Consider the following 11,626-nt stretch of genomic DNA (forward strand, 5'->3'; position numbering starts at 1 on the left):
GTCACCAATACCGTCTATTGGTTACCTCTTTTCTCTCATTCTATCGAAACAGGGCGCCAATGATTGGGTTCCGATACCTATCTAAACGAAGAATCGTGTTTAAAGAAGTAGTTTTACTCTAATGTTTTAGTGAATCCATCCTTCATGCGCTCACTGTGTCACTTTTTTCTTCGTTTGCAGTAGGCTCATCTCGACTTTTCAGGAGAGGGCCACTTAACACTTGGTCAAAACAGGCAATTTGAGATCAAGTTGCAATCTGTATTACCATCCTTGTCACTCTCTTTTCTTTCATAAAAACAAAAATATTCGCACCTCCAAAATATGCTATTTTTCTAGGGAGCTTGTCCACGCTGAATAAATTATGAAGAATAAACTATTTGTGTGATGTACTTCGATTTGAAAGGAGGGGATTTAATTTGAGTGGAAAAGGAGCACCTCAACAAAGCAAGTGCTGTATTGGTTGTATCGATCCTACACAGACAAATGAGGCTACAATAAATGTTAATCAATTCAATCTTGTTATGGTAGTCCGTGGTGATGGTGGACTTGTACCCCAAAATTTTGATTTTGTAGGTAATAAATTTAATTTAGCAGTTGACGAAAATGGAGACCTTACAATAAATGGGCATAAAATGGAAGCCACTGATCTCGAAGATGGGGTAAAAATGTACGCATTTAAACACAAAGATGTAAAAACATCTTAAAGACATGAATTAAAATTTCAAATTGGAAGGAGAGAAATTAAATGAGTGGAAAAGGAGCACCCCAAAATGGCAGGTGCTGTATTGGTTGTATCAGTCCTACACAGTCAAATACAGCTTCAGTATCTGTTTCTCAGGCCAACTTTGCTACTGTATCTTGTGGAGACGATGCTGCTGCTGGAAACAATTATCCCAAGAAAAAATCCTAAATGATAGCCTATTATTTTGTGAAAAATAGAAGTGCATCCAAGAACAAACAGCCAGCCTGGAACCAGGTTGGTTATTTGTTTATTGTCATTCGTAGTCATCTTTAGGATTCAATTCTCTAGCTTTCAAACTTTTGAAACTAAGACTATCCTTTTAAATTCCTACTACAAAGATTTTTTCGTTTCATTACACTTTTACTATCAGACTTTTTCCGATAACGATCTCTAGCTGTTCAGTTCACTTCTATCTGTTGATAGTTAACCGATTAATGTGAGGATCAGAGCCATTAAAACTCTGATTCTTTTTGTATCCTTAGAAAGCACAAGAAAGCCAGCTCCTGCTGCGGAGCTGGCTAAAACGATTAGTCTTTTTTTACAGGCAGGCCTTCTTCTTCCCATGCGGAGAAGCCGCCATCAAGATTCAATACATCTTTGAAGCCGTTTTTTAGAAGCAGGCTTGTGCCGATTGCTGAGCGTGCGCCTGACTGGCAGTGGGCGATGATTTTCTTGTCTTTTGGAATCTCGTCCAGTTTGTCGGTCAGGTTCCCCAGCATCATATGATGGGCGCCCGGGATATGGCCGCTGTCCCATTCGCTCTGGTTGCGGACGTCGATAACGAAGTAGTTGTCGTCCTCCATCAGTTCTTTTGCCTTGCTTGCGTCGACGTTTTGGTATTGTTCGAGGCTTGCACCAAGTTCTTTTGGATCGACGTATCCTGTAACCTGGTCAAGACCGATTGACTGAAGGGATGTTTTTACATCAGCCAGTTGTTCTGGATCCGCGATCAGCACAATGTCCTGGTCGTAGCTCAACAGCCAGCCTGCCCAGTTCGTAAATGTTTTATTGTATTGGATGTTGATGGCCCCTTCTGCATGTCCCTTAGCAAAGTCTTTTGCCGGGCGCGTATCGGCAACTGCTGCATTGCCAGCCTCAGCCAGAGAAACCTTTGGTGTTTCTTCGCGGCGCAGCAGTTCAGGACCGACTTTGTTAAGCTTTTTCATTTGGGCAAAGTACTTAGGAGGTTCAGGCTGTCCTGCAAGGAGCTCCTCTACAAACTGTCCCTCTTCCTTGATCTGGAATGCCCAGTTGAATTTTTTCTCATAACCCAAAGTAGACATCGGCACTGCACCAAGTGACTTACCGCATGCACTGCCGGCGCCGTGTGCAGGCCAGACCTGCAGGAAATCCGAAAGCTTTTCGACTTTCCGCAGCGACTCGAACATCTGGCGAGCACCCGATTCGGACGTATCCTTAATGCCTGCCGCTTTTTCGAGAAGATCCGGACGGCCAACATCGCCTACGAACAGGAAGTCACCTGTGAAGATGCCCATCGGCTCATTGGCACCGCCCCCTTTGTCCGTCAGCAGGAAAGAGATGCTTTCCGGGGTGTGTCCTGGTGTGTGGATTACTTCAAAATAAACATTTCCTATGTTGAAAACAGAGCCTTCTGTCAGCATTTCGTGTTCATACTGGTGTACATATTCATACTTCCAATCTTTGTCTCCCTCATCCGAAACGTACAGCTTCGCGCCATGATGAAGGGCAAGCTCCCTTGCTCCTGAAAGATAATCGGCATGGATATGTGTTTCCGTTGCCGCTGAAATATTGAGGCCTTCTTTCTTCGCGACATTAAGATAAGGCTGGATATTCCTTGCCGGGTCGATGACAATGGCTTCCCCTGTTCTCTGGCATCCAATCAGATAAGACATGTGTGCTAGCTGTTCATCAAAAAAAGATTTGAAATACATAACAATTCCTCCTCCATTTTTACTCGCTATAGGTCTATGCTCTTCTATACCCCGCACCATATTTTTTAAAAGTCTTAAATGATGCCGATCGCGGGAGATGCCACTTTTCGTAAATACCTACACCCCTTTTTACCCACATGATGGGGAACCCATCAAATGTAAAAACCTGCTCCGCTTTCGGAACAGGTTTTTGTATCTATTTTTTCACAGTCATAAATATATATAACAGAATCGAGATCAGCACAGAGAGCGCGGATGAGATATAGATGCTTCCATATCCAAGCCAGTGGCCAATCTGGCCAAATGCCATGGCGCCAATGCCAACTCCTAAATCAAAGAAGGAGAAAAATGTCGCGTTGGCCATGCCTTTCCGGTTCATCGGGGCATCCTGTACCGCCCATGCCTGAAGTGCGGGTTGTACGGATCCAAATCCGAACCCATACAAACCGGCTCCAATGAACATGACGAGGCTGTTTGGCAGCCAAGCCAGCAAAACCATGGCAACCATAATCAGAGCCGCACCTGGAATAAAAATCGCGCGGTGTCCCATTTTATCATAAATCCTGCCAGAGAATGACCTGGACACCATCAAAGCCAATGCGAAAATGAGGAAGTACCATTGTATACCGGCAATTCCTTTCTGCGCTGTATAAAGAGGCAAAAAAGATGCGATTCCGCCAAAGGTAACCGTTATGAACAATAGCAGCAGCGAAGGCTGCAGGGCTGTTTTTTCGTACAGATCCCATTTGCGCCTCTCGATTTTCACTTCGCTTTTCTCGACCTTTTTATATTGAATTCTTGAAGCTAAAAGAAAGGCAGTCAGTCCCATCACAGCACAAATTAAAAACAGGGTCTTGAACGACATCACCCCAGCCAGTGCCAGTCCAAGTGACGGTCCAATCGCAAGTGAAAAGTTCCCTGACAGGCCAAAATAGCCCATACCCTCCCCCCTGCGCCTTAGAGGAATCAAATCTGTGGCAATCGTACCGGATGCAGTTGTAGAAAAACCCCATCCAACTCCCTGAACGATCCTCATTAAAAAGAGGATGGCAATCGCAGAGGCAAATCCAAATGACCCAACTGAAATAACGAAAACAGCCAGGCCAATCAAATAGATGAAACCTCGTCCTCTTGTCTCCAGCAACCTGCCGGCAAAGGGGCGCACAATCAGCGCTGAAAACGTGAATATCCCGACAACAAATCCAATCAATTGGTCATTCCCGCCTAATTCCTCTACAAACAAAGGAATCGTTGGCAGAGTCATCTGAAAGCCAAGGAATATGAAGAAATTTGCCAGTAAGATCAGTACAAAGTCTTTTGTCCAAATTTTTTCAGTGCCTGATTTTTGATTAGCTGCTCCTGATTCTTGGTCCATTTACAACACCCTCTCAATCGGTGAAATAATCCTTTAAATAGGCACTGACAGATGTTTTAGCCTCTTTTTCTTACTTGAGTTCAAAATTCTGTCAATTTGTTGTTGCGTTTGTGTGAACAAATTCACATCCAACTCATTTTTATTTCGGATTCTGATATATTGTAAGTGTAATCAATCATTACTTATTTTGGAAGGGAAGCGATTTAGATGTTCGCAAATTGGTTGAGGGAAAACAACATTGCTGCTGGCCTGTTGACTGTGATTAGGGTATGGCTTGGTTATAACTGGATGACTGCTGGATGGGGAAAATTGACGGGCGAAGGTTTCGATGCTAGCGGCTATTTAAAAAATGCGGTTGCAAATCCGGTAAAAGGTCCTGACGGAAACATGGTTTACGGATGGTATGTAAACTTCCTTGAAAGCTTTGCACTGCCGAACGTTGAGCTGTTCAACTTCATCGTCCCACTTGGTGAATTCCTTGTCGGTCTTGGATTGATCCTTGGTACACTGACTACTGCCGCCATGTTCTTCGGCTTAGTGATGAACTTCAGCTTCTTCCTTGCTGGTACTGTATCTCATAACCCAACTGACATCTTCTTCGGATTCATCATCCTGTTTGCCGGCTACAATGCTGGTAAATACGGCCTTGACCGCTGGGTAGTTCCTTTCATCCGCAAGACTGTGTTAAAAAGAGAACCGGAAACTGCGCATAAAGCAGTTTAACGATAATAGCAGAAAAGAGCCTGGAAAAACCAGGTTCTTTTTTTGTTTGAATTACTAGTTTTGGTCCATTCAACTCCTGCCGTGGCTCCTTCTCTCTTCACGTTCAAAATCCTGACATAATGTTATAGCAAATATGTGAACAAATCCCTGCAGCCCTCATTTAAAACTGAGAAATCAATATATTGTAGTGTAATCAATAATAACTCATTTCGAAGGGAAGCGATTTAGATGTTCGCAAATTGGTTGAGGGAAAATAATATTGCTGCTGGTATTTTGACTTTTATACGTATATGGCTCGGTTACAACTGGATGGTCGCCGGATGGCATAAAATGACGGGAGATGGCTTTGACGCAACCGGCTATTTGAAAAACGCAATTGCCAATCCGGTAAAGGGTCCTGACGGAAATATGGTTTATGGCTGGTATGTATCCTTCCTGGAAAATGTTGCGCTGCCAAATGTAGAGTTGTTTAACTTCATCGTTCCTGTCGGTGAATTCCTTGTTGGTCTCGGACTCATCCTGGGTTGCCTGACAACCGCCGCTATCTTCTTTGGCCTAGTAATGAACTTCTCCTTCTTCCTTGCAGGTACTGTCTCCCACAATCCAACCGATATCTTCTTTGGATTCATCCTCCTCTTCGCTGGCTTTAATGCCGGTAAATACGGATTGGACCGCTGGGTGATCCCTTATATCCGCAAGACAGTGTTCCGGAATGCCGCAGCAAAAAAATAACGACAATTAGCCCCTGCGCTTACTGCAGGGGTTTTTTCTATTTATATCTCAGTAAATCCAGAAACTCAGGAGCTTTGCTTTTGCTATTATTGCCGTTCAGGACAATGCAGATTCTTCCTTGCAGCTATTCAGTTGTTGGGGTCTTTTCCAAAATTAAAGTCGGTATGAATCTGCAAGTATTTCGTAATGGTATTTCCGTTATTCATAAGGATGCTGATTTGCAGTTTTTCATTTTCGTTTTCGAATGTCAGGATGCCATGTGGGAGATAATCGTAGGTTAAGCCGGTATTGTACTTGAACGTTCGAGGACTTTCGTTTATTTCCATAACGATTCTGGTAATCTCATTTTCATCTTCAATTATTGCCATTTCTTCACCCGTCATCGCGCTGATTGTGAGTGTATCATAGCTTCCTGAAATGATTTTATGGTGATATGCCCAATAAATTGTTAAAGTGCATAAAACTACTAACATTAGTACTATAGAAAGTATAACTTTAATTCTGGACATCTCATCTCCCCCTTTCTACATTTTACCATTTAATTATTCATATATGATTACAAGTTCTAAAACGAAAAAGACCAATCCGCCCGTGCGAATTGGTCTCTTCCCTTATATAACGATCAATTTGAAGATGGTAAGTCCGATTCCGATAAGAAAACCGCAGACTGCGCCGTTTACCCTGATCCACTGGAGGTCTTTTCCGATGTTGTTCTCCATCATGTCAATCAGTGTTTCGGTATCCAGCTTATCAAGGTTCTCCCTGACAAGCTTGCCGATTTTCGAGTGGTTTCTTTCAATCAGCCCTGCAATCTTTGCGTGGAGCCATTTTTCGATTCCCTCTACTTTTCCCTCATCTTCCTTGATTTCATCGATGAATCTCTTTACAACCGGGATCACCGTATCATCTACAAAGCTTTCCTTTTCGATGAAAGCAATGACGCGATTCTTTGATTTTGCCAGCACGTCCTTGATTGGGCCTGATAAATCCAGTTCTTCGACCATCTTATTTTTCCAAGTCTGGATTTCGAGCATAAGAGCTTCCCGCTCGTTAATAGTTCCCAGTTCTTTGCGGACTTTATCGAGAATCATATGGCGATAACGATTGTCTTCCTGCTTAAGGTTTTTCATCCTCTTCAGGATGAACGACTGGAGGATATTGCCGACTTTTTCTTCCGTAATCATATTGCTGAACGATTGGATCGCAAATTTCAACAGTCCATCAGCCTGGGTTGTATCGATCGCCTGCTTGCCCAGCTTGCCGAGGACCATTTTTGCTTCATCCTTTGAAGCCCATTTTTCTGTCTCTTCCAGTACATAATTGAATGCAGCAGATTCATATTCCTTCGCCAGCACATGGCTTGAAGCTTTTTGCAGGAATACCGAGGAGTCGGCCGCAAGCAGGAAGCCTTTGATTTCCTGTTCGATTGTCGGAGCGAATCTTTCGACATCCACTTTTTTCACAAGATCCAGGCTGAATGCCTGAATGTTCCTCTTAACTGATTCGGAATGCAGTTCCTTTTCAACTGTCTCGAAAATTTTATCAAGAATGTGAATCTGCTTGAATTTGTCCATGATGCTCTCTTTCGTGAGCCAATCATTTTCAAGCATATTGATCAAAGCGCGGGTCACCCTGTCACGATTTTTCGGCAGGAGTGCTGTATGAGGAATCGGGATTCCCATCGGATGCCGGAACAGTGCGGTTACTGCAAACCAGTCAGCGAGACCGCCGACAAGTCCTGCTTCGAATCCGCCCATCAACAGCTTACCAGCCAATGAACTCTGGAACGGAATCATCGCCAGGAAGCCTGTCCCCATAATAGCCAGCGAAATGGCCGCCAAGTGTCTGGATCGTTTATCTCGTTTTGTCATAAATCTCCCTCTGTTAAAAGCCTTTTTCAATCTCTTATCATATTTTAACCAATTTATAGGGGGTAGCGCTAGAAAAAAGGAAAAGTTCCAGGAGATCGCTCTCCTGGAACTTCTATAAAAGATTAATTCATCCACTCCGGTTTTCCGAAGCCCTTGAATCCTTCATCGATGATTTTTTCGAAATCATCTGATTCAACGACCTCTTTGATATCCTTTGCAAACTGTGCATCTTGGTCCTTCGTATTGATGACGACACGATTGCGGTACTGATCAGGCATGTTTTCAAGCTGGAGCGCATCAAGCAAATCCATTTTCGCTGCAAGGGCAAAGTTTCCTGGCACCGCTGAAAGGTCTACACTTTCGACCGCTCTTGGAAGCTGTGCTGCTTCAATTGGCTTGAACTGGAGGTTCTTCACATTATCTTTCACATCTTTCTCAGAAACGGTAAGCGGGTCAGCATTCGGATCAAGTTTGATTAAACCAGCATCTTCAAGAATCAGGAATGCGCGTGCTGCGTTCGTCGGGTCATTAGGAATCGCGATTGCCGATCCGTCTGCTACTTCATCGAGGGAATTGAACTTCTTTGAATAGATGCCCATTGGTGCAGTCGGCACTACGATTACCTCTGAAAGTTCAAGCTTATGCTCTTTCGCGAAGTTTTCCATGTAGACTTTGTGCTGGAAAAGGTTTGCGTCAAGGTCACCTTTTGATAAAGCCAGGTTGGGCTGGATATAGTCGCTGAACTCTACAACTTTAACAGTATAGCCTTTTTTCTCAAGTAGCGGCTTGATGCCCTTTGTGACCATATCGCTGTATGGTCCGGATGTTGCTCCGAAAGTAACCTCTTTCTTGTCTGCTTTGGCATCATCGCCTGATGCTGAGTCGCTGCCGCATGCTGCAAGCAGTCCAATGGACAATAACAAAACTGCTGATAAGAATAATTTTTTCATTTTAAAAAAAGCCCCCTAGTTATCTTTTATCTACTACTTTTGCAATCTTGTCGCCGCCAAATTGAATGAGCTGGACTAGACAGATTAAAATAATGACCGTCGTGATCATGACGGTATCATCATACCTGTAATAACCAAAACGGATCGCCAGGTCCCCGACACCGCCGCCGCCGACAATGCCGGCCATTGCCGAGTATGCCACGAGGCTGATGATCGTGATGGTGATTCCCTGGACAATTCCGGGCTTTGCTTCAGGAATGAGTACATCTTTGATGATCATCCACGGAGTCGCTCCGGTCGCTACTGCAGCCTCGATTACCCCCTTATCGATCTCCCGGAGGCTCTGCTCTACGATTCTCGCAAAAAACGGAATCGCTGCAACCGATAATGAAACAGATGCAGCTGTCGGCCCGATCGTTGTGCCGGCAATTAAATTCGCCAGCGGCAGCAAAGCGATCAACAGGATGATGAATGGAACCGAACGAATCATATTGACGATGAATCCGGCAATGTTTTTAAAAAGCTGATTCTCTAAAAATAAACCCTTGTCGGTAACAAACAGGAGCACTCCAGTTGGCAGTCCGACAATAATGGCAACCAGGATGGAGATGCCCACCATATAAACCGTTTCGAAAAACGCCTTATTCAGTTCCGGCAGCAGGGCGACCAGGTTATCAAGCAGCATATTGGATCACCTCCAGATTCTTCGTTCTTGATGCTATGTAGGCAATCGCCCGGTCAATCTCGTCAGGGTCTCCTGTCACCTTCATCACGAAAATCCCTAGTGGAGTATCCTGAATGTACTCGATTTTGCCATGAAGGATATTGCCGCGAACCTTGAAGTTCTGGAACACATCCGAGATGACGCTCTGCTCGGCAATCTCTCCCTCGAAATAAATCTTGATCAGCTTCCCATCCCGTTCCTCCAGCAGCCTTTCCGGCAGCTCGAACTGAAGAATGGATTGAACAAAGTCCCTGGTCAATGGCTCTTGTGGATTTGCGAAAATCTCATACACATTGCCTTCTTCTATGATTTTCCCATCCTGCATGACCGCCATCCGGTCACAAATCGTCTTGACCACTTCCATTTCATGTGTGATGAGCACGATGGTGATGCCGAGTTCCCTATTAATCTTCTTAAGGAGTGCGAGGATCGACCGGGTAGTACTCGGGTCAAGAGCTGAGGTCGCTTCATCGCATAAAAGAACGGAAGGATTATTCGCCAAAGCCCTGGCAATTCCGACACGCTGCTTTTGGCCGCCTGACAATTGTGCAGGATAGACATCCTTTTTGTCTGAAAGACCTACCATTTCCAGAAGCTCGTTGACTCTTTCATTGATCCTTGCTTTCGGCGTACCGGCAGCCTTCAGCGCAAACGCGATGTTTTCACTGACGGTTTTGGCGCTGACAAGGTGGAAATGCTGAAAAATCATGCCGATTTTCAGACGTGCCTTTCTTAGCTCACTCTTGTTCAATGAGGTAAGTTCAACTCCATCGATGATGATCTCACCTGATGTGGGTTTCTCAAGTAAGTTCAGGCATCTGATTAATGAGCTTTTTCCGGCCCCGCTGTACCCGACGATCCCGTAAATCTCTCCTTTTTCCACAGTCAATGAAACATGTTCGACACCCGTAACACTTCCTTTTTTCGTTTCATACACCTTGACCAGTTTCCTTACTTCAATCATGCTGACACCTCCAGCTCTGTTTTTTCACAATAAAAAATGCCTCTTTCATTCAAGGAAAGAGACATCGTAAACATCTATACGACTTATCTTTCAGAATGAAAACATTCTGTAGGAAGTGGCACCTTTCCAAATTGGAGGTTGCCGGACGTCATAGGGCCTAATCCCTCAGTCTCTCTTGATAAGTTTCTTATTCAATTCTTTTCGATAATTGAAATATTAAAACCATCTGAGTAGTTTGTCAACAAAGTTTTTTCTGATATTTCCGGTTGGAATCGCTTACACCGTTGGGGGAGAAGGGAATTTTTTTTATCATCACACTAAAGAGAAGACCCCTGTTCACGCGAGAACAAGGGCTCCATATACAAGTGCTCCGGCGATGACATAAGCCGGGTGGACTTTCATTTTTTCCATCAACACAAAACTGATTCCGCCGATTAAGATCGTTTGCATCATTCCTACTCCTCCATAGGAGGAAAAAAAGAAATCATATGTCATGATCCCGAGCAGAACAGCAATGACGGGACGGACGACGATGGTCAGCCGTTTGACTCGTGATGAATCTTTGAATTTCATCAGTAGACCGAGTAAGCCAATCATTAGAATCAGCGATGGAGCGACTGTTGCGAAGATGCCAACTGCCGCCCCAAGCACCCCGCCTTCAACGTACCCGATATAGCCGGCCATCTTGGTGGCGATTGGCCCTGGGAGGGCATTTCCCATCGCCAATACCTCACTGAATTCCTTCACGGACATCCACTCATAGCGGTCAACGACTTCGTTTTCAATCAAAGGAATGGAGGCGGGTCCGCCCCCATATCCTAAAATTCCGGGAATGAAAAATGCCAGGAATATTTGAAAATAGATCATGACTGATTCCCTCCTTCTTTTTCCCGGGAAGGAGCATCTTTCTTAAGCAATGCACCGAGCAGGAGCACAAAAATCAGGATAGCGGGATGCAGGTTCAGGAATTGCATAAGAATCAGGCTGCCAATCAGCGCAACAGCTGTCCAACCCCAGCCGAGCTTCGATTTGCCTGATTTCTTGATAAAATCCCAGGTCAGGACAGCAAGCATGACGGCAACGACCGGAACCACTGCTTCTGCCATCCCTTTGACCCAGGGCTCCTCTTTGTAGGAGTTCAATACCGTCAGGAGGACGATCATCATGATAATCGTCGGGATGATCGTAGCTGCCAGGGCATTGATCATTCCTAGGACACCGCCCACACGGTAGCCGATATACCCTGCCATTTTTGTCGCAATCGGGCCAGGCAGCGCATTACCGAGCGCGAGGATATCCCCAAATTCATCAGAGTCCATCCATTTGTATTTTTCGACGACTTCCTTATGTACAAGTGGGATTGATGACGGACCGCCGCCATACCCGAGGATGCCCACACGGAAAAAAGCCAGGAATAAATCCGCTTGTTTCAAGTAGTTCACCTTCTCTTCTGATTATCAGCGTTTTCGGAGTTAAATCTATCTATCTTCTTTTCTTTTATCTTATTATAGACTCATTTATTCTATTCTGCATGACAAAAAACCAGGCAAAATGCCTGGTTCTTGTGATTTCATAATTTATAATGCGATGAGTGGATCAAGAATTTTGAATGAATCTTAACTACATGGACCA

The 11,626-nt window shown here is 44.5% G+C and carries 12 protein-coding genes and 1 riboswitch; of the genes, 3 read left to right on the top strand and 9 right to left on the bottom strand.

What is annotated here, in order from left to right; translation table 11 throughout:
• Positions 1-416: 416 nt before the first annotated feature.
• Entirely contained in the window at positions 417-704 is a 288-nt protein-coding gene (locus EJA10_RS18530) for a hypothetical protein (RefSeq protein ID WP_125481519.1), read from the top strand.
• A 565-nt stretch (positions 705-1,269) separates the two neighbouring features.
• On the opposite strand, the gene EJA10_RS18535 is transcribed toward EJA10_RS18530, so the two are convergent.
• Complete coding sequence (locus EJA10_RS18535; RefSeq protein WP_125481520.1) at positions 1,270-2,655, bottom strand: MBL fold metallo-hydrolase; 1,386 nt, start codon at positions 2,653-2,655, stop codon at positions 1,270-1,272.
• 196 nt (positions 2,656-2,851) lie between these two features.
• Positions 2,852-4,030, bottom strand: coding sequence for an MFS transporter (locus EJA10_RS18540; RefSeq protein WP_125481521.1), 1,179 nt, complete (start codon positions 4,028-4,030; stop codon positions 2,852-2,854).
• Positions 4,031-4,237: 207 nt separating this feature from the next.
• Between EJA10_RS18540 and EJA10_RS18545 the strand changes: the two genes are divergently transcribed.
• Both EJA10_RS18545 and EJA10_RS18550 read left to right on the top strand, forming a co-directional pair.
• Positions 4,238-4,753, top strand: coding sequence for a DoxX family protein (locus tag EJA10_RS18545; RefSeq protein WP_125481522.1), 516 nt, complete (start codon positions 4,238-4,240; stop codon positions 4,751-4,753).
• Positions 4,754-4,981: 228 nt separating this feature from the next.
• Positions 4,982-5,485: a DoxX family protein gene (locus EJA10_RS18550; protein WP_125481523.1), complete on the top strand. Its 504-nt coding sequence runs from the start codon at positions 4,982-4,984 to the stop codon at positions 5,483-5,485.
• 128 nt (positions 5,486-5,613) lie between these two features.
• Here the strand turns inward: EJA10_RS18550 and EJA10_RS18555 are convergent, their stop codons facing one another.
• The 7 genes from EJA10_RS18555 to EJA10_RS18585 all read right to left on the bottom strand — a co-directional run bounded on the left by EJA10_RS18555 (position 5,614) and on the right by EJA10_RS18585 (position 11,427).
• Complete coding sequence (locus EJA10_RS18555) at positions 5,614-5,994, bottom strand: hypothetical protein (protein ID WP_125481524.1); 381 nt, start codon at positions 5,992-5,994, stop codon at positions 5,614-5,616.
• Between the two features lie 102 nt (positions 5,995-6,096).
• Positions 6,097-7,356: a DUF445 domain-containing protein gene (locus tag EJA10_RS18560; protein WP_125481525.1), complete on the bottom strand. Its 1,260-nt coding sequence runs from the start codon at positions 7,354-7,356 to the stop codon at positions 6,097-6,099.
• A 122-nt stretch (positions 7,357-7,478) separates the two neighbouring features.
• Positions 7,479-8,306: a MetQ/NlpA family ABC transporter substrate-binding protein gene (locus EJA10_RS18565; RefSeq protein WP_125481526.1), complete on the bottom strand. Its 828-nt coding sequence runs from the start codon at positions 8,304-8,306 to the stop codon at positions 7,479-7,481.
• A gap of 19 nt (positions 8,307-8,325) precedes the next feature.
• Positions 8,326-8,991: a methionine ABC transporter permease gene (locus EJA10_RS18570; RefSeq protein ID WP_125481527.1), complete on the bottom strand. Its 666-nt coding sequence runs from the start codon at positions 8,989-8,991 to the stop codon at positions 8,326-8,328.
• Positions 8,981-9,994 carry a methionine ABC transporter ATP-binding protein gene (locus tag EJA10_RS18575; protein ID WP_125481528.1) on the bottom strand — a complete coding sequence of 338 codons (1,014 nt, stop codon included), beginning with the start codon at positions 9,992-9,994 and terminating at the stop codon, positions 8,981-8,983. The genes EJA10_RS18570 and EJA10_RS18575 overlap by 11 nt, the downstream gene beginning before the upstream one ends.
• Before the next feature lie 80 nt (positions 9,995-10,074).
• Positions 10,075-10,179, bottom strand: a riboswitch (SAM riboswitch).
• 151 nt (positions 10,180-10,330) lie between these two features.
• Positions 10,331-10,861 (bottom strand): chromate transporter, encoded by a 531-nt coding sequence (locus EJA10_RS18580; protein ID WP_125481529.1) that lies wholly within the window; start codon positions 10,859-10,861, stop codon positions 10,331-10,333.
• Positions 10,858-11,427 carry a chromate transporter gene (locus EJA10_RS18585; protein ID WP_125481530.1) on the bottom strand — a complete coding sequence of 190 codons (570 nt, stop codon included), beginning with the start codon at positions 11,425-11,427 and terminating at the stop codon, positions 10,858-10,860. The genes EJA10_RS18580 and EJA10_RS18585 overlap by 4 nt, the downstream gene beginning before the upstream one ends.
• Positions 11,428-11,626 lie beyond the last annotated feature (199 nt).

This window comes from Mesobacillus subterraneus, assembly GCF_003937825.1.
In the GTDB taxonomy this organism is placed as follows: Bacteria; Bacillota; Bacilli; order Bacillales; family Cytobacillaceae; genus Mesobacillus; species Mesobacillus subterraneus.